Origin of the sequence: Streptomyces sp. MS19 (assembly GCF_047200595.1) — a bacterium.
Taxonomy (GTDB): domain Bacteria; phylum Actinomycetota; class Actinomycetes; order Streptomycetales; family Streptomycetaceae; genus Streptomyces.
In genome coordinates, this window is the sequence record NZ_JBJZOH010000008.1 from 50161 (window position 1) to 68276 (window position 18116).

The 18116-nt window shown below is 72.5% G+C and carries 16 protein-coding genes, 1 other RNA gene and 1 pseudogene; 12 read left to right on the top strand and 6 right to left on the bottom strand.

Features of this window, described 5'->3' with window-relative positions:
- Positions 1-63: 63 nt before the first annotated feature.
- From smpB to ACL02R_RS10905, 3 genes are all read left to right on the top strand, one after another.
- Positions 64-543, top strand: coding sequence for an SsrA-binding protein SmpB (smpB, locus tag ACL02R_RS10895; protein WP_412796657.1), 480 nt, complete (start codon positions 64-66; stop codon positions 541-543).
- Positions 544-629: 86 nt separating this feature from the next.
- Positions 630-1000, top strand: a transfer-messenger RNA (tmRNA) gene (ssrA, locus tag ACL02R_RS10900).
- 175 nt (positions 1001-1175) lie between these two features.
- Positions 1176-1532, top strand: coding sequence for a tyrosine-type recombinase/integrase (locus ACL02R_RS10905; RefSeq protein ID WP_412796658.1), 357 nt, complete (start codon positions 1176-1178; stop codon positions 1530-1532).
- 107 nt (positions 1533-1639) lie between these two features.
- On the opposite strand, the gene hisS is transcribed toward ACL02R_RS10905, so the two are convergent.
- The 4 genes from hisS to ACL02R_RS10925 all read right to left on the bottom strand — a co-directional run bounded on the left by hisS (position 1640) and on the right by ACL02R_RS10925 (position 4497).
- Positions 1640-2944 carry a histidine--tRNA ligase gene (hisS, locus tag ACL02R_RS10910; protein ID WP_412796659.1) on the bottom strand — a complete coding sequence of 435 codons (1305 nt, stop codon included), beginning with the start codon at positions 2942-2944 and terminating at the stop codon, positions 1640-1642.
- Between the two features lie 39 nt (positions 2945-2983).
- On the bottom strand, positions 2984-3436 hold the full coding sequence (locus ACL02R_RS10915; RefSeq protein WP_412796660.1) for a hypothetical protein: 453 nt from the start codon (positions 3434-3436) through the stop codon (positions 2984-2986).
- A 108-nt stretch (positions 3437-3544) separates the two neighbouring features.
- Entirely contained in the window at positions 3545-4228 is a 684-nt protein-coding gene (locus ACL02R_RS10920) for a hypothetical protein (protein ID WP_412796661.1), read from the bottom strand.
- Positions 4229-4323: 95 nt separating this feature from the next.
- A complete protein-coding gene (locus ACL02R_RS10925) occupies positions 4324-4497 on the bottom strand; it encodes a hypothetical protein (protein ID WP_412796662.1) in 174 nt (57 codons plus the stop codon).
- A 163-nt stretch (positions 4498-4660) separates the two neighbouring features.
- Here ACL02R_RS10925 and ACL02R_RS10930 point away from each other — a divergent pair.
- From ACL02R_RS10930 to ACL02R_RS10940, 3 genes and pseudogenes are all read left to right on the top strand, one after another.
- Positions 4661-5398: pseudogene (locus tag ACL02R_RS10930) on the top strand (helix-turn-helix domain-containing protein); the annotation flags it as partial.
- 12 nt (positions 5399-5410) lie between these two features.
- A complete protein-coding gene (locus ACL02R_RS10935) occupies positions 5411-5884 on the top strand; it encodes an NUDIX domain-containing protein (RefSeq protein WP_412796806.1) in 474 nt (157 codons plus the stop codon).
- Between the two features lie 420 nt (positions 5885-6304).
- The gene (locus tag ACL02R_RS10940) at positions 6305-8242 is read left to right on the top strand and encodes a penicillin-binding transpeptidase domain-containing protein (protein ID WP_412796663.1); all 1938 of its coding nucleotides are present in this window, start codon (positions 6305-6307) and stop codon (positions 8240-8242) included.
- Positions 8243-8280: 38 nt separating this feature from the next.
- Here ACL02R_RS10940 and ACL02R_RS10945 read toward each other — a convergent pair whose 3' ends face one another.
- A complete protein-coding gene (locus ACL02R_RS10945) occupies positions 8281-9264 on the bottom strand; it encodes a LuxR C-terminal-related transcriptional regulator (protein WP_412796664.1) in 984 nt (327 codons plus the stop codon).
- A gap of 10 nt (positions 9265-9274) precedes the next feature.
- Complete coding sequence (locus ACL02R_RS10950; protein ID WP_412796665.1) at positions 9275-10201, bottom strand: helix-turn-helix transcriptional regulator; 927 nt, start codon at positions 10199-10201, stop codon at positions 9275-9277.
- A gap of 214 nt (positions 10202-10415) precedes the next feature.
- On the opposite strand from ACL02R_RS10950, the gene ACL02R_RS10955 reads away from it, so the two are divergent.
- The 6 genes from ACL02R_RS10955 (at position 10416) to ACL02R_RS10980 (ending at position 18093) form a co-directional block, all read left to right on the top strand.
- On the top strand, positions 10416-10550 hold the full coding sequence (locus ACL02R_RS10955) for a hypothetical protein (RefSeq protein ID WP_412796666.1): 135 nt from the start codon (positions 10416-10418) through the stop codon (positions 10548-10550).
- A 75-nt stretch (positions 10551-10625) separates the two neighbouring features.
- Positions 10626-11924: an ATP-grasp domain-containing protein gene (locus ACL02R_RS10960; protein ID WP_412796667.1), complete on the top strand. Its 1299-nt coding sequence runs from the start codon at positions 10626-10628 to the stop codon at positions 11922-11924.
- Between the two features lie 109 nt (positions 11925-12033).
- Entirely contained in the window at positions 12034-12936 is a 903-nt protein-coding gene (locus tag ACL02R_RS10965) for a DUF1015 family protein (RefSeq protein WP_412796807.1), read from the top strand.
- Between the two features lie 163 nt (positions 12937-13099).
- Positions 13100-14467: a nitrate/nitrite transporter gene (locus tag ACL02R_RS10970; RefSeq protein WP_412796668.1), complete on the top strand. Its 1368-nt coding sequence runs from the start codon at positions 13100-13102 to the stop codon at positions 14465-14467.
- 108 nt (positions 14468-14575) lie between these two features.
- On the top strand, positions 14576-15748 hold the full coding sequence (locus tag ACL02R_RS10975; RefSeq protein ID WP_412796669.1) for a uroporphyrinogen-III synthase: 1173 nt from the start codon (positions 14576-14578) through the stop codon (positions 15746-15748).
- Positions 15745-18093: a HelD family protein gene (locus tag ACL02R_RS10980; protein WP_412796808.1), complete on the top strand. Its 2349-nt coding sequence runs from the start codon at positions 15745-15747 to the stop codon at positions 18091-18093. The genes ACL02R_RS10975 and ACL02R_RS10980 overlap by 4 nt, the downstream gene beginning before the upstream one ends.
- Positions 18094-18116 lie beyond the last annotated feature (23 nt).

Genomic DNA, 18116 nt, shown 5'->3' on the forward strand with positions numbered 1-18116 from the left:
CCCCGGGCCCGGGTTTACTGGGCCGGCGCACCGTCCCCCTCCACGACGTAGACTTGACAGGTCATGGCAAAGGAAAAGGGCCGCAAGCTGATCGCGCAGCACAAGCGCGCGCGGCATGACTATCACATTCTGGATACGTACGAGTGCGGTCTGGTACTGACCGGCACCGAGGTGAAGTCCCTGCGCCAGGGCCGGGCGTCCCTCGTGGACGGCTTCGCCCAGATCGACGGCGGCGAGGCGTGGCTGCACAACGTGCACATCCCCGAGTACGCCCAGGGCACGTGGACGAACCACAGCGCCCGCCGCAGGCGCAAGCTGCTGCTGCACCGCTCGGAGATCGACAAGCTGATCGGCAAGACGCAGGAGAGCGGCCTCACGCTCGTGCCGCTGGCCCTGTACTGGGTGGATGGCCGGGCCAAGGTCGAGATCGCGCTCGCGCGCGGCAAGCGGGAGTACGACAAGCGGCAGACGCTGCGGGAGAAGCAGGACCGGCGCGAGGCGGACCGCGCGATCTCCTCGGCCCGCCGCCGCCAGCGCGCGTGACGTATGATGGACGAGGCGCTGCCGGGCAACCGGTCGGCGGTCACAACTGAACAGGGTGTTGGCATGGAGGCTTTTGCACCATCCCAGGGGATGATCGGTTTCGACAGCGGATGTCGAAGCAGGGGAAGCGAGCCGAGGAAGCGGCAATGATCTCGTTAACCATGTGTCGCAAAAAAATAATCGCCAATAACAAGCGCGATTCCTTCGCCCTCGCTGCCTGACGCAGCGTAGGTGAGGTGTCAGCCCGGGAGTGTTCCCGGCCCGGGGACTGGCATCAGCTAGGGAACTCACCGCACGTTCCGGTCACGGGAGCGGCGCGGGACAACAAACAGTGACTGAGCCCGTCGGAGACTTGTCCGCGTGATCTCCGGGGCCGAGAAAATCGCAGCGGACTGCGCTCGGAGAAGCCCTCCTTCCACTTCGTTGGACGCGGGTTCGATTCCCGCCATCTCCACCATCCCATGTAGCCCCTGACCTGCGAGAACTTCGACAGGTCAGGGGCTTTTGCCGTCGCGGGAGCACCGCGGGAGTACGAAGGCCCCTCCCGAAGCCCGTAGATCGACAACATTCGAGGGCAAGTCCGCCAACGCCTTCCGGACCCTTGGCTGCCCCGCCGAAATCATGGCCTCCTGGTGCGGCGGAAGAAGGGAAAGCATCCCAAGGCCGTCCTCTTCCCGCCGCCCGGCACCAGGGGCGCGACGCTGATGCGCAACGCCTGGTTCGACACGGCCCGGTGGAAGGAGGTCAAGGAATTGGCCGCCGAGCGCGGTCCGACGAAGGACCCGAAGCCGCACAGCCAGTGCCACAGCCACGCCAGCCACCTGCTGTCCCGGCACACGATGGAGGCTGTCTCGAAGCGGCTCGGGCACGGCTCCGGTGCCATCACCAGCGCCATCTACTCGCACCTCACCACGGAGGCTGACGGAGCGATGGCGAAGACCGCGGATGAGATCCTGCGCCGCCGTCTGCGGCTCGTGTCCGGCGCGTAGTCCGGGTGCCCGGTCCGATGTGAGCAGCAGCGGCCGGGCACCACGGCCGGCTCCAAGTGTCCCTCACTTGTCGCCGCCGGCGCGGACGGCGTCCCGTATCGCTGTTCTCAGGAAATCAGGCGGCGGACGTGATCGGCAGCCTCGTCTTGGGGAACGGTGGTCTGCTCGCCGGTGTCCATGTTGCGTAGGGTGACCTCTCCCGCGGCCTGCTCGTCCGGGCCCTGGATGGCCACGACGCTGGTGTCCTGCTCTGAAGCCCACTTCAGCTGGCGGGCGAGTTTCTTCGATGAGCCCAGGTAAATGCCCGTACGCAGCCCCTGACGGCGCATCTGGGCAGCAAGCAGCACGACCGGCTGTTCGTCGCCAAGAACTGGTAGCGCCACATCCAAGCCCCGGGGCGAGGCGTCTTGATGGTCTTGTCCGGCAAGGATGCGTTCCACGCCGATGGAGCCGCCACAGGCGGGCATGTCCGGGCCGCCGAGGGTGGCCACTAGGCGGTCGTAGCGGCCACCGGCGCAGATGGAGCCCGAGAAGCCGTCCGCGGTCGCCTCAAAGATCGCACCGGTGTAGTAGTCCAGGCCGCGGACCATGCTTGGGTTGAAGCGGATGCGGTCGCCCGCTAGCCCGGCGCCGGTGGTCAGCTCGATCAGCGAATCGATCTCGGCGAGGCCGGCCGTCCCAGCGTCGGTGGAGGCGAGGCGCTGCCGGATCCTGTCCGGGTCGGTGGCGGTCACGTCGGCCACCAGGCTGTCGGCCGTGTCCTGGGGGAGCCCTTGTGCGGTGGCCAGTTCCTTGGCGACAGCGTCGGGGCTGGTCTTATCGAGCTTGTCCAGGACGGCCAGCACGCCAGCCCCCGCATCCTCGTTCACCCCGTATACGTCGAGGAGGGCGTGCAGGGCACGTCGGCTGTTGACGTTGAAGGTGAAGTTCTCGACGCCGAGGGCGCCCAGGCCGTCGGCGAGCGCCAGGACGATCTCGGCGTCCGCCAACGGCGAGGTGGAGCCAACGGTGTCGATGTCGCACTGGGCGAACTCCCTGAACCGGCCGTCCTGCGGCCGGTCTGCTCGCCACACCGGGCCGATCGCATACCGCTTGAATGGCTGCGGCAGCTTCGACCCGTGCGTGGCGATCACGCGGGCGAGCGGCACGGTGTGGTCGTAGCGCAGCGCAAGGTCGGCCTGCCCGCCGGCCTCGTGGACTCCCCGCTTGAGGATCTTGAAGACCAGCTTGGTCGCCTCTTCGCCGTACTTGCCCGTGATCACCCGAAGGTTCTCGAACGCCGGTGTCTCCAACGGGTCGAAACCATAGCGTTCGAAGATCTCGGCAAGAGTGTCGAAGGCATGCTTGCGGCGGCGCAGGTCGTCGGCGAGGAAGTCGCGGGTTCCGGACGGGGGCTGAGCGGCCTGTGCCATGGCGAGTTGTGCTCCTTGGTCGGATGGATTGCGCGTAGCCTACGACGCTGCGGCGGCGGCCAGGTTCCAGCTGGGGAAGTATCGCGCCAGCCGCTCCAGTAGCTCCGCCTGCTGGTCGCGGTCGCCGTAGCCGGTGTGCATCAGTGGGCTCCCCTCTACCTTCTCCAGTTGCTCCCAGCCGTTGACCTGGTCCATCAGCTGCTTCACCCCGGTCATGAGCGACAGGGACATGGAAGGCACGAGTGCGTCGAGGCCGTGGGCCATGTAGTAGATGGACGAGCGGCGCACGGCGGAGCAATCCACCCGCTCTGAGTAGTTCTCCTCGGAGAACTTCGGGTAGCAGGCGTCCAGCATGGCCTTCGGCACATCCCATACTGGCATCAGGACGTCGGTGCCGCCGGTGCGGCGGACCGGGAAGGGCATGGGGCGGCGGCCGTTGATCAGGCAGAACAAGAGCTCAGCCGCGACGTCTTCGCGGTTGTAGCCGACCATCAGCCGGCTACCACCGATCTCGTCGGAGATCGCACGACCGGCGAGGTTGATCAGGTTGGTGGCGAAGAAGTGCGCCAGATCGGGGGTGTAGCGGTCGGAGAGTTCCTGCTACAGCTCATCCGGCCCCTTACTCATCCGCAGAAGCTTCGCGATGTCGTCGGGGTGCAGGATGCGGTGGGTGAAACCGGCTTCCGCGCACAAGGCGGCGGCACGGTCCGTCGCCGACTCTGGCCAGATCGGCGGCATCGTGAGGGTGAAGCACACCACCTGCGAGGGGTCGTGGTTGTGTTCGGTGATGTAGCGGTGGGTGCCCTGCACGAGGGTGTTGGAATCGCCACCGCCGGAGATCCCTGCCACCAAGGGCGGCGCCGCCGTGTGGCTCGTGAGGAAGTCGGAGATCTTGCCGAACACGATCTCCTGCGCCTGGTCGCCGTCGAGGGTGTGCACACGGTGGGTCGGCTGCTTGGCTTCGTTCGCCCACTGGAAGTCGTACATCGCCGCCACCGGGTCCGGGCCGTGCTCCACGGTCTCAATCTTGAGCGGGTCGATGGCGTCGATGTCGGTGTTGCGGATACACGTCAGGATGACCTGCTTGTCGGCGTCCAGGTCGTCCAGCGGAGTCGAGACGGGAATCGGCTTCAAGCTGCCATCACCGGGCACCTCGTACGCCTGGAACAGCGATGGCGGCATTCGGTGGGCCAGAAGGACGTCGGCGAGCGTCAGCTGGCCCTGTGCTTTCAGCGTGCGTGCGCCCTGGCTGAACAGCATCGTGATCTGGTCGAGCGTGCCCATGAGCGTTCCCCTGTCCCTGTTGGATACGTGCGCCGGTGGTTGCGGAAAGGCCCCGCCCTTGGGGGAGCTGAAAGAGGGCGGGGCCGTCGTGCCTGTTAGATGTGCGCGGTCAGCGCGGTGACGGCCAGGACTTCCTCGACCTTCTCCGCCGTCATGCGGTCCATCCCGGCCTGCGGGAGGGTGCGGGACATGACCTCAGCCAGAGCCCGGACCTCGAACTGCTCCGCCGCCATGGTGGCGGCGTCGATGGTGGCTTGCTGCGGGGACATACGAATTCCTCTTTCGGTCCTTTGCGCATCGGACAGCTGATGCTGACTCCGGTCGGTGGGACGCTGAAACCTCCGCCAAACCCCATTTCGGGACGTCCCGCGTCGGGTAGAACGTCCCTGTGAGTGTCCGTGGCAACGTCCCGAACCTCGGGGGAGACTGTCGATGCGAAACGAGCGGTTACGAGCCGCCATGGACGCGGCCGGCTTCACCCACGGCAGCCTCGCCGCCGATGTCGACGTGGACCCGAAGTCAGTGGAGCGCTGGGTCAACCTCGGTCGCGTACCGCGCCGCAGGACCGCCGTAAGGGCGGCCGAGACGTTAGGGGAGGACGTGCACGCACTGTGGCCCGCGCTGGGCCAAGCGCGCCCCGCCCGCGCCGTTAGCCCCGAACTGGTCGCCCTGCATGACCAGCGCGCCGACCTTCCCGTCTCCGCGTTCATCGACCTGTTCACTCAGGCCCGCAAGCACATTGACGTCCTCGTCTATGCCGCCGTCCACCTGCACGAGGCGTATCCCAAGCTCAACGAACTACTGAGTGAGCGTGCGGCGGCCGGCTGCACGGTGCGGATCGCTCTCGGCGACGCGGACAGCGACATTGTGCGCCAGCGCGGCGAGGAGGAGCGGTTCGGGCACGGCATCGAATCCCGCTGCCGCCTAGCCCTCATGCACTACCGCCCCCTCGTCGGTATCCCCGGCATCGAGGTGCGCACCCATGGCACGACCTTGTACAACTCGCTGTACCGGACGGATGACCAGCTGCTGGTCAATGCCCACGTCTGGGGCGTGAACGCCTACGCCGCCCCGGTCTGGCATCTGCGCCGCCACAGCGACAGCGGCATGTTCGCCACCTACACCGCATCCTTCGACGCGATCTGGTCCACCGCCACCTCCGTCCAGGAAGGCCGAACCGACATGGCCCGCCGCACCGAGTACTACGACGACCCGCATGCCCCGAAGCCGAACAGCCTCGTCGTCGCCGCCTCCGCTGTCGTCACCGACGAAGCAGGCCGCATCCTGGTGCAGCGACGCCGCGACAACGACCTGTGGGCTATGCCCGGCGGCGGCATGGAGATGGAGGATTCACTGCCGGGCACGGCGGTGCGGGAGGTCAAGGAGGAGACCGGCTTCGATATCGAGATCACCGGCCTCGTCGGCACCTACACCGACCCGAAGCACGTCATCGCCTACAGCGACGGCGAGGTGCGCCGGCAGTTCAACGTCTGCTTCAGCGCCCGGATCACCGGCGGCGAGCTCGCCATCTCGGACGAGTCGACTGAGCTGCGATTCATCGCTCCCGAAGAGATCGAAGAGCTGCCGATGCACCACACCCAGCGTCTCCGCATCGGTCACTACCTGGAGCAGCGCGGCCAGCCCTACTTGGGTTGACCGAGCGCATGCTGAGTGGGCAGACGGGGTGCCCGAGGAGCAGCTGGAACGCGCCCGGAAGGCGGTCGAGGGATTCCATAATTATCGGTGCTCCCGCCGCCCGCCGGCAGAAACTTCTCTCCCGAGAGCGAGCGGGGCGACGATGCAACATGCCGGTCTCCCGGTGGGTCGTCACACCTCCATGATCATCCGTACTCCCCGTGGGAGCACGGGGTGTATCTCATCGCGCCAAGCAGTGCCGTTCTGTGTGTATTCGCGCTGGAATCAACAGGTTCATTGGCGGGTTCGATTCCCGCCATCTCCGCGCCTCGTGCCCGCACTTCACCAGCCCCGACCCGGATTTCCGGGCCGGAGCTGTCGTGTGCACGGGGTCAGCACGGGGGCATGGGCCTCCCGGGAGGCGGACGGTAGGGTCTCGCCATGGGGAACGACGCAGCGGGGTGGGACTCCGACAAGCGGCCGGGCAGTTGGCACACGTACCGCACCAAGGTCATAGCGGGAGCGGTCGCCGTGACCGTCCTCGCCGTGGGCGCGGTGCTGCTGCTGCGCGGCGGTGACGAGGACGACGGTTCCGACGAGGCGGTCGCGCAGGCGCGGAGCTTCCTCGACGCCTGGGCCGCGGGCGACCCGGCGCGGGCCGCCGCCCGTACCGACGACCCGGAGGCCGCCAGGTCGCTGCTGGAGTCAGTGACCGAGAACATGCATCCCGAGGCCGTGGCGTTCACCGTCGGTGACGACCCCGCCGAGGCGGAGGGCGGGGACCTGCCCGACGGGGCGCTCACCGTCCCGTTCACCGCCGCCTTCACGCTGGAGGGCGTGGGGGAGTGGTCGTACGAGTCCGCCGCCGTGGTCGTGCCGGGCGGCAACGGGGACGGGGACGGGGACGGCTGGACCGTCGCCTGGGAGTCGGCGCTCGTCCACCCCCGGCTCGAAGAGGGCCAGACGCTCGTCCTGTCCGTGGACTCCCCGGAACGGGCGCCGATACTCGCGGCGGACGGCAGCCAGCTCGCCGGACCCGCCACCGTCTGGGAGATCAGCGTCTGGCCCGCGCGGCTCAGCGACCCGGACGCCGCCTGGGAGGCGCTCGACGCGCTGGACGCCGGCATCGACACGGACGCGCTCGCCGACCGCGTCGCCGAGGCCGAGCCCGACCAGGCCGTCCCCGTGATCACGCTGCGGGATGCGCCGTTCCGCGAGGCCGAGGACGCGCTGCGGGCCGTCGAGGGGCTCCAGTTCACCGAGGGCACCAGGCCGCTCGCGCTGGCGGCCAGGCCGCTGGTCGGCGGGCTCGACCCGGAGAGCGGCGCCGGGTCCTCGGGCCTCCAGGAGCGGTACGACGAGCAGCTCGCCGGCACGCCGTCGGCCGCCGTCGTCATCGCCGACCGCGAGTCGGGCGACGCCGTGGACACGCTCTACACACAGGAGGGCGGCGAGGCCGGGGCGCCCGTGCGCACCACCATCGACCCGGCCGTGCAGCGCGCCGCCGAGGAGGCGCTGGCGGATGTGGACCGCGAGGGCTCGCTCGTGGCGCTGCGGCCGTCCACCGGCGAGGTGCTGGCGGCGGCCGACTGGCCGGAGGACGGCTTCAACCGCTCGTTCACGGGGCAGCTGGCGCCCGGCTCGACGTTCAAGGTGATCACGGCGGCGGCGCTGCTCGAAGGCGGCGCGGGGCCGGACGAGGTGCTCGGCTGCCCGCAGACGGTGACCGTGGACGGCCAGCCGTTCGAGAACCAGGGCCGCTTCGAGCTGGGCCCCGGCACGACGCTGCACGACGCGTTCACCGCCTCGTGCAACACCGCGTTCATCGGCAACCGCGACCGGATCGCGCCCGAGGCCCTCGTCGCCGCGGCCGAGGCGTTCGGGTTCGGCGGGGAGTGGAACGTCGGCGCCGCCAGCTTCGACGGCGGCGTGCCCGTGCCGGACAGCGACAACGCGCTCGCGGCCGCGCTGATCGGCCAGGGGCAGGTGCAGGCGAGCCCGCTCGGCATGGCGGCGGTCGCGGCGACGGTGGCGGACGGCACGTTCCGGCAGCCGGTGCTCGTGCCCGACGCGGCGGAGGAGCGGTACGAGGCGCCGTCGCGGCTGTCCGAGGGGACGGCCGAGACGCTGCGGGCCCTGATGCGGGACACCGTGACCGAGGGCAGCGCCTCGGCGCTCGCCGGCGTGGCGGGGGCGCCGGGGGCGAAGACGGGGACGGCGGAGTTCGACGCGGACGGGGACGGCGAGACGTCCACCAACGCGTGGATGATCGGCTTCCTCGGCGAGGGCGACCTCGCGTTCGCCGTGGTGCTGGAGAACGGCGGCTCGGGCGGCTCGGACGCGGGGCCGGTGGCGGCGGCCTTCTTGAACGCGCTGTGAGGGGCCTCGACGCCTTGTGAGGGGCCCGGCCGCCGCTGTCAGGCCAGCCAGCCGCGCAGCGCGGCCAGGACCCCCGCCTGGAAGCGGTTGGAGGCGTCCAGGCGCGCCATCAGCTGCGCCACCGTGCGGCTCACCGACCGCTGCGAGAGGCCGAGGCTCCGCGCGATCTCGTCGTTCGTCCGCCCGCCCGCCATCAGCAGCAGCACCTCGCGCTCGGTGCCCGCCGGTTCGGGGCCGCCCGCCTCCTCCGACTCGCCGAAGTCCGTCCCGTCCGCCCAGCACAGCTCGAACAGCTGGCACAGGAACCGCAGCACCGCCGGGTCCCGCACGATCGCGACCCCCGCCTGCGGGCGCGGCGGGTCGAGCGGCAGCACGGCGCACTCGCCGTCGTAGATCTGCATGCGGGCCGGGAGCGTGCTGCTCGTGCGGACCTGGGTGCCCGCCAGCGTCAGCCGCCGCATGTACAGGAACGTGGCACGGTGGCGCCGCGCGGTGTGCTGGAACAGTGCGCGGACCTCCACACGCCGCGACCGCAGCGCGAGGTCCAGCGGCAGGGCCGCCTTGATCGCCGCCTCGCTCTGGCCGCCGCCCGGCACCAGCACGTCGAGGCAGCGCACGCAGTTGCGCACCAGGTCGTCGATGACGGCGCGGATGTTGTCGATGCCCTCGACGATCTCGATGCTGCTGCGCGCCGACCGCATGCCGCGCGCCTCCAGGTAGTCCCCCGACAGGGCGAGGAGTTGCTCCCTGGTGGCGGCCATCGCGATGCGCTGCTGGAGGATCTCCTGCTCGGCGGGGGCGAGCAGGTTCTCGGCCGCGCTCTCGGGGTTGATCGCCACCCAGCCGCCGCCCGGGGAACGCTGGAGCAGGCCGAGTTCGAGCAGCCTGCCCTCCGCGCGGGCGGCCTCCTCGGGGCTGAGCCCGGCGCGGGCGGCCAACTGCCCCAGGCCGTCCGTCGGATGGGTGACCCGCAGCTGGTAGACGCGGACGGTCAGGGCGTCGAGATCCTGTTCCCCGTGCATCGCAGACCTCTCAGGACAGCCAGCCGCTCTGGGCGGCGCGGACACCGGCCTGGAAACGGCTGTCGGCCTCCAGGCGTTCCATCAGGCGCGCCACGATCCGGCTGACCGAGCGCGGCGACATGCCCAGTTGGTGGGCTATCGCCTCGTCCTTCTTCCCCGCCGCCATCAGCAGCAGCACCTCGCGCTCGACACCGGTCGGCTCGGGGCCCGCCTTCTGCTCGTCCTCGGCGAAGTCCAGGGCGCGGTCCCAGTAGTGCTCGAAGAGCTGCTTGAGGAACTTCAGGACGGCCGGGTCGCGCACCAGGGCGCCGCCCGCGGCGGTGTCCAGCGGGTCGAGCGGCAGCACGGCGCACTCGTCGTAGATCAGCATGCGGGTCGGCAGCACGCTGGTGGAACGGATCTGGCCGCCCGCCTCCGCGAGCGTCGCGGCGTAGACGGCCGTCGCGCGGTGCGTCCTCGCGGCGTGCTGGAACAGTGAGCGCACGCGGATGCCGCGCGAGAGGAGTTCGAGGTCCACCGCGACCGCCGCGCGCAGCGACGCGTCGCTCTGCGCGCCGCCGGGCACCAGCGCGTCGAGGGACTTGGCGCAGGTGCGGCCCAAGTCGTCGATGACGGCGCGGATGTTGTCGATGCCCTCGACGATCTCGATACTGCTCTTGGCCGACCGGAGGCTGCGTGCCTCCAGGTAGTCCCCCGACAGGGCGTGCAGGCGGGCGCGCGTGGCCGCCATGGCGATGCGGCGTTCGAGGATGTCCTGCTCCATGGGCGCGAGCAGGGCGTCGGCGGCGCTCTCCGGGCTGATGGCGACCCGGCCGCCGCTGGGGGAGGGGCGCAGCAACCCCAGCTCGGCGAGCTGGGATTCGGCGGTGGCGACCCGTTCCGCGGAAAGTCCCGCGCGGACCGCGATTCGTTCGACCGGGTCCGTGGGATGGATCACGCGAAGTCGGTAGACTCGGGCCGCCGCTGCGTCTATTTTGCCGCTTTCGCTCACGCTCTTCTTCCTCGAACGACGTCGGCCGGCCCCTTGGCGTCAACTTGACAGGCGAGATGATGCCACAGCGACCCTATCGACTTCGCTGTGAAAGCTCGTGAGAGTGATTGCGCCAGCATGCCACTCATGTTCGCCGATGTGGACACGGAAGAGGGATACCGTGAAGAAGTTTGCTCTCAGCCTCGCCGCCGCCTTCCTGGTCGTGGCTGCGTCCTCCGGGCTCGCCTCGGCGGACGAGGCGGCCGGGTCCGCCACGGGCGAGACGGTCACCCCGGCCGGCAGCGTCTGGGACTGACGCCCCCGTTCCCGCCGTACGCAGGACGGACCGACGACGGACACAGGACGGACGAAGGACGGAGGAGGCGGCTCGATGACGCCCCAGGCACCCCTGGCGGTCCTGCTGAGTCCGCGCCGCACGGTCGTCGAGGCCGCGCGCCGGGCCGGCGCCCGTACCCTCGTCCTCGCGCCCGACCTGTCGTCACCGGCCGTCAGGGAGGCCGTCGCGGTGGCCGACTCGGCGCTCACCGTCGAGTGGCGCGACCATCCGCGGCTGATGATGGCCATCGGCCATCTCGCCCACCTCCCCGTCACGGCCTCGGTCTTCGGCTTCACGGAGACCAGCGCCCTCGCCGCCGCACGGGCCAACGAGGCCCTGAGGCTGCCGGGCAACTCCCATGCCGCCGTCGCGTATCTGACGGACAAGGCCGCGCTGCGGGCCAGGGCCGACCAGCTCACCGGTGCCCCCGTCCGGTTCGAGCGGTGCGACCGTGCCGCCCATGTGGTCTCCACCGCGGAACGCGTCGGCTTCCCGTGCGTGGCCAAGCCACGCACCGGTTCCGGCGGCCAGGACGTCCATCTGCTGCGTGACGTGGCGGACGCGGCGTTCCTGGCCGCCGAACTGACTCCCGAACCGGCCCTGATCGTCGAGGAGTTCCTCGACGGACCCGAGTACGGCGTGCAGGCGCACTCGGAGGCCGGGGTGCACACCGTCCTGGCGGTCACCAGGAAGCACCCGCCGGGCACCGGCGCCGACGCGGGCGGCCACGACCTCCCGGCCGCGCTCGGCCCTGAGCTCCTGGCGCGGATCCACGGCCTCGTCCAGGGCACCCTTGCCGCGGCCGGGCAGCGCAGCGGCCCCTCGCACACGGAGGTCGTCGTCACCCCGGGCGGGCCGCGGCTCATCGAGTCGCACGCCCACCCCGGGGACGAGAGGGTCGCCGAACTGCTGGCCGCGACGGGGACGGACGTCCACGCCCTCGCCGTCGCGTCGGCGCTCGGGCTGCCGAGGCCCGCGGGCGGTCCCGCCGCCGCCGGACGCTGGGCGGGCGTGCGGTACCTGCGGCTGCCGCCCGGACTGCTCACCGCGGTGGACGGCGTCGAGGAGGCGCGGGCGCTGCCCGGTGTGACCGGCGTGGAGATCAGCGTCCCCGTCGGCAGCCATGTTCCGGAGACCACCAGCCGGGTCGCCGGACATGGCCGTGTCACCGTCGTCGCGGAGGGGCCGCACGAGCGGGACGCGCTGCTCCGCAAGGCGCTCGACACCCTGTGCCCGATCGTGGTGCCGGAGCCCCTGTGCGGCACCGGCGCCCTCGCGGCGGCCGACCCCGGCAGGAGGGGGCCGGCCGGCCCGGTGCGTCCGGTGAAGGAGGAGGAGCACTCTGCCGCCTGACCTGTTCCCCGCGCTGGTCCTCCCCAGGACCCCGGCCCCACGGACAGATCTGCTCCTCCCCCTCCCCGGCGCACCGGCGGGACCGCTCGCCGCCGCTGGCTACCACGTCCTGGAGCGCCGGGACGCGGCCGGCGCCGTCGAACAGCGCGGCATCCTCGGGTCCCTCAGTCTCCACGGCGTCGAGACCGGCCACATCCTGCGGCACCAGCGGGCCGGCGAGCCCGGGACCGCCCTCCACACCAGGCTGCTGCGGGAGCGCGGCGGCATCGACGAGCCGCTGCTGCTCGCGGCGCCCGACCTCGGCTCGTTCGAGGACTGCGTCGAGCGGACGGTGAAGGGCGCGCCGGTGCAGGAGCTGGAGACCCCGGAGGGCGGCGTCCAGCGGCTGTGGGTGTGCGACGCGTCGTGGACCGACGAGCCGCCCGCGCTGCCGCCGGTGCTGCTCGCGGACGGGCACCACCGGCTGGAGGCCGCGCGGCGCCTGCGCCGTACGCAGCCCGGGGCCGTGTCGGACAGGCTGCCCGCGCTGGTGGTGGACCACCGGCGGTTCCCGTTGACCCTGGCGGCGACGCACCGGATCGTGCCGGGGCTCGACGCGCTGCGCGCCGTACGGGCCGCGGAGCGCGTCGCCCTGGTCGCGGAGCGGCCCGCGCGCCCCCGGCGCGCGCCCCGGGCGGGAACGTTTCTCCTCACCGGTGGCGACCGCGTCTGGGAGCTGTCGGAGATCTCGCCCGCGGCCCTCGCCGGGCGGCTGCGCTCCCTGCCGCCCGAGTGGGTCGAACTGCCCGCCGCCATCAGCGACCACGTCGTCCTCCCCGCGCTGTGCGAGGACCAGGGGATCGAGCCGCGGCTGCGCTACACCGCCGGGCCCCCGGGCCCCGACGAGGTCGGCCTCGTCCTCCCGCCGCCGACGTGGGATCAGATCTGGGCGGGCGCGGCGAGCGGCGCCGGGATGCCGCCGAAGAGCACGAGCCTCGGCCCCCTGCCGATCGCCACCGGCTGGACGCGCTGACCGCCCCGGCGCTCACCGCCGGGCGCTCACCCCCCGGCGCTCACCGCCGGGCCGCGCGCCGCGTGAGCACAGGGTTGCGCGGCCGTCACCTCGCACCACGGCACCGAAACGCGCCGTCCCTACGGTCGTGGCGACGGAGCCGACGACCCGTGGGAGGCCCCCCATGCCCGCCGACCTGCACGCCCCCGCCCGCCGCCGCGGCGGCCGGTGGATCGAGGAGTGGGACCCCGAGGACGCGCGCTTCTGGCGCACCACGGGGGAGCGCGTCGCGCGCCGCAACCTGGCACTGTCCGTCCTGTCGGAGCACATCGGCTTCTCCATCTGGTCGCTGTGGTCCGTGCTGGTGCTGTTCATGGGGCCCGGGTACGGGGTGGACGCGGCCGGGAAGTTCTTCCTCGTCTCGGTCGCGACGCTGGTCGGCGCGTGCGTCCGCGTGCCGTACACGTTCGCCGTCGCGCGCTTCGGCGGGCGCAACTGGACGGTGTTCTCGGCCGCGTTGCTCCTGGCCCCGACGGCCGCGGCCTGGGCGGTGATGGAACCGGGCACGAGCTACGGCACGTTCCTCCTCGTCGCCGTCCTCACCGGTGTCGGCGGCGGGAACTTCGCCTCGTCCATGACCAACATCAACGCCTTCTTCCCCCTGCGCCGCAAGGGCTGGGCCCTCGGCCTGAACGCGGGCGGCGGCAACATCGGCGTGCCCGTCGTCCAGCTCGCCGGGCTCCTCGTGATCGCCACGGCGGGGGACGGCAGCCCCCGGGTGCTGCTGGCCGCGTACGCGCCGCTGATCGTGCTCGCCGCCGTCCTCGCGTGGCGGTTCATGGACAACCTGGCGCCGGTCGCCGCCGACACCGGGGCCGCCGCCGAGTCGGTGCGCGACCGGCACACGTGGATCATGGCGTTCCTCTACACCGGCACGTTCGGCTCGTTCATCGGCTACGGCTTCGCGTTCGGCCTCGTGCTCCAGAACCAGTTCGACCGCACGCCGCTCCAGGCCGCGGCGGTGACGTTCATCGGGCCGCTGCTCGGCTCGCTCGTCCGGCCGCTCGGCGGGCACTGGGCCGACCGGCACGGCGGGGCGCGCATCACGCTGTGGACGTTCGGCGGGATGGCGGCGGCGACGCTCGTCGTCGTCGCGGCGTCGCGCAGCGGGTCGCTGCCGGTCTTCCTCACCGGCTTCATCGCGCTGTTCGTCCTCAGCGGCCTGGGCAACGGTTCGACATACAAGATGATCCCGGGCATCTACCATGCCCGTGCGCTCGCCGAGGGGTACGCGGGGGAGGAGGCCGCCGCGCGCGGGCGGCGGCTGTCGGGGGCGGCCATCGGCCTGATCGGCGCGGTCGGCGCGCTGGGCGGGCTCGGCGTCAACCTCGCGTTCCGTCAGTCGTTCCTCAGCACGGGCAGCGGTACGGGCGCCTTCGCCGCGTTCCTCGGCTTCTACGCCGTCTGCTCCCTCGTCACCTGGGCCGTATACCTCCGGCCCCGCACGCCCGTTCCCGCCGCCCCGCGCCAGGCCGCGTACGCCCGCGTGTGAGGCGCCGCGCGTAACTCCCGGGAAACGCCGCTGATCCCGCCGCGTCATGCCCGGTTGACAGGCTCGGCCGTCCCGTACCCGGAACACCCACGCCGGAGCGCCCCCTCGATGCACCAGCAGCCCACCGCCGACACCGGCACCGGCACCGACCCCGGCCCGAGGCCCCTGGACGGCTTCACCGTCGGCGTCACCGCCGCGCGCCGCGCCGAGGAGCTGGCGACCCTGCTCCACCGGCGCGGCGCCGGGGTCCAGCACGGGCCCGCCCTGCGCATCGTGCCGCTCCCCGACGACGACCACCTCCTCGCCGCCACCCGCGACCTGGTCGCCCACGCGCCCGACACCGTCGTGGCCACCACCGCCATCGGCTTCCGCGGCTGGGTGGAGGCCGCCGACGGCTGGGGCGTCGGGGACGCCCTGCTCGGCACCCTCGCCGGGGCCGAGCTGCTGGCGCGCGGGCCCAAGGTGCGCGGCGCCATCCGCGCGGCCGGGCTCACCGAGAAGTGGTCGCCCGCCTCCGAGTCCATGGCGGAGGTGCTGCAACGCCTCCTCGACGAGGGCGTACGCGGCCGCCGCATCGCCCTCCAGCTGCACGGCGAGCCGCTGCCCGGCTTCATCGAGTCGCTGCGCGCGGCGGGCGCGGAGGTCGTCGCCGTGCCCGTGTACCGCTGGATGCCCCCGGCGGACATCGCGCCGCTCGACAGGCTGATCGACGCGACCCTCGCCCGTACGCTCGACGCCCTCACCTTCACCAGCGCCCCCGCCGCCGCGTCCGTCCTGCGCCGCGCCGAGCAACGGGGCGTGCGCGACGGTCTCGTGGACGCCCTGCGCCGGGACGTGCTGCCCGCCTGCGTGGGCCCCGTCACGGCCCTGCCGCTCCAGGCCCACGACATCCCCACCTGCCAGCCGGAACGCTTCCGCCTCGGCCCCCTCGTCCAGCTGCTCTGCCGCGAACTGCCCGCCCGTGCCCGTTCGCTGCCCGTCGCCGGACACACCGTCCAGATCCGTGGCCACGCCGTCGTGCTCGACGGCGCGCTGCGCCCCGTTCCCCCCGCCGGGATCGCCCTGCTGCGCGCCCTGGCGCGCCGCCCCGGCTGGGTCGTCTCCCGCGCCGACCTGCTGCGCGCGCTGCCCGGCGCGGGCCGCGACGAGCACGCCGTCGAGACCGCCATGGCCCGCCTGCGCACCGCGCTCGGCGCGCCCACGCTGATCCAGACCGTCGTCAAACGCGGCTACCGCCTCGCCCTCGACCCCACGCCCGACGCCGGGAAGTACGGCCACTGACCGCCCGTGGTCTACCGTGGAGCGCTGCGCGGCGACAGGCGAAGGGGACGGACGTGCGCGAACGCGAGATCGGTGACGAGCAGCGGCACCTCGACGCCGTCTACCAGCGGCTTGCCGAGAAGATCGCCGAGGCCGAGTACCTGATGGACGACGCCGCCCGCCGCGTCCACGTCGGCACGCCGGGCGCGCTCGCCGAGCGCGACGCGCAGGTCTTCCAGGCGGGCCGCCACCTGGCGCGGCTGAACAGCGAGTTCGAGGACTTCCTCTTCGGCCGCGTCGACCTGCTGGCGGGCAAGGACGGCGAGCGCGGCACGGACGGCGCGTCCACCTCCGTCGAGCCGGCCGAGGACGCGGTCCGCGTCCTCCCCGACGGCCAGGCGGTCGCCGAGATCGCCGAGACGCTGCACATCGGCCGCATCGGCGTGCTGGCCGGTGACTACACGCCGCTGGTCATCGACTGGCGCGCGCCCGCCGCCGCCCCGTTCTACCGGGCCACGCCCGTGTCACCCGGACGGGTCGTGCGCCGCCGCGTCATCCGCAGCCGTGGCCGCCGGGTCCTGGGCGTCGAGGACGACCTGCTGCGCCCCCGGCTGCGCGCGCTGCTGGACGGGGAGGAACTGGCGGTCGTCGGGGACGGCGCGCTGATGGCGGCGCTGGGACGGGCGCGGGGCGCCCGCATGCACGACATCGTCGCGTCCATCCAGGCCGAGCAGGACGAGGTGATCCGCGCGCCCGCCGTGTCCGTCACCGAGGTCACGGGCGGCCCCGGCACGGGCAAGACCGCCGTCGCGCTGCACCGCGCCGCGTACCTCCTCTACCAGGACCGCAGGCGGTACGCGGGCGGCATCCTCGTCGTCAGTCCCACGCCGCTGCTCGTCTCGTACACCGAGGGCGTGCTGCCCGCGCTGGGCGAGGAGGGGCAGGTCGCGATCCGCGCGCTGGGCGCGCTGGTGGACGGCTTCGAGGCGGACGCGTACGACGAGCAGGCCGTCTCGCGGGTCAAGGGCGCGGCGGTGATGGTGAAGGTCCTGGCGCGCGCCGCCCGGGGGGCGCTCGACGCGGCGGGGACGCCGGAGCGGCTGCGCGTGGTCGCGTTCGGCCGCCGGGTGGAGCTTGGGCCCGAGGAGCTGGCACACGTACGGCAGCAGGTCCTCGGCGCCACCACGCCCGTCAACCTGCTGCGGCCCCGTGCCCGCCGCCTGCTGCTCGACGCGCTGTGGCGCGCGTCGGGCGCGGCCGAGCGGTACCCGGACGGCGAACTGGCCGCCGAGGCGCGCGACGCGTTCACCGACGACATCGGCGACGGGGACGACTTCACGGACTTCCTCGACGCGTGGTGGCCCGAGCTGACGCCGCTCGGCGTGCTGCGGGCCATGGCCGACGAGCAGCGCCTCGCCCGCTGGGGCCGCCGCCTGCTGCGACCGCGCGAGGTCCGCAGGGTCGCGCGGTCGCTGCGCCGGATCACGCCGGAGGGCGCGGGCCTGTCGGTGCACGACGTGGCGCTCCTGGACGAGCTGCGCACCCTGCTGGGCGCCCCCGCGCGCCCCGCCGCGCCGAGCGAGGCCGAGGCACTCGAAGAACTGACCGGCGTCGCCGAACTGTCCACCTACGCCGACCGGCTGACCGCGCGCCGCGACCGGGCCGACCGTGAGCGGGAGGAGCGCACCGAGTACGCCCACGTGATGGTGGACGAGGCGCAGGACCTCACGCCGATGCAGTGGCGCATGGTCGGACGGCGCGGACGGCGCGCGACGTGGACGGTGGTGGGCGACCCGGCGCAGAGTTCCTGGCCCGCGCCGGAGGAGGCGGCGGCCGAACGCGACCTGGCGCTGGGCACGCGCCCCAGGCGCCGGTTCCGCCTCACCGTCAACTACCGCAACCCGGCGGAGATCGCCCGCGTCGCGGACGGCGTGCTGGCCCGTGCGATGCCGGGCACCGAACCGCCGGTGGCCGTACGCTCCACCGGCGTCGAGCCGCGCTTCGCCGTCGCCGGCGCCGACCTCGGCGCCGCCGTGCGCGCGGAGGCGGAACGGCTGCTGGCCGACGTGCCCGGCACGGTCGGCGTCGTCGTCGCGATGGACCGCCGCGCCGAGGCCCGCGGCTGGGTGGCCGGACTGGACGCGGGTGACCGCCTGCTGGTCCTCGGCAGCCTGGAGGCGAAGGGCCTGGAGTACGACGCGACACTTGTCGTCGCCCCCTCGGGCATCGCGGCCGAATCCCCGGCGGGCCTGCGCGTCCTCTACGTGGCACTGACACGTGCGACACAACGCCTGACGGTCCTCTCGACCCCGGCCGACACCCCGGACCCGGCGACGGGCATCCCCGAACTGCTGACCCCGGCCTGACCGTTCACCCCCCACGCCAGAGG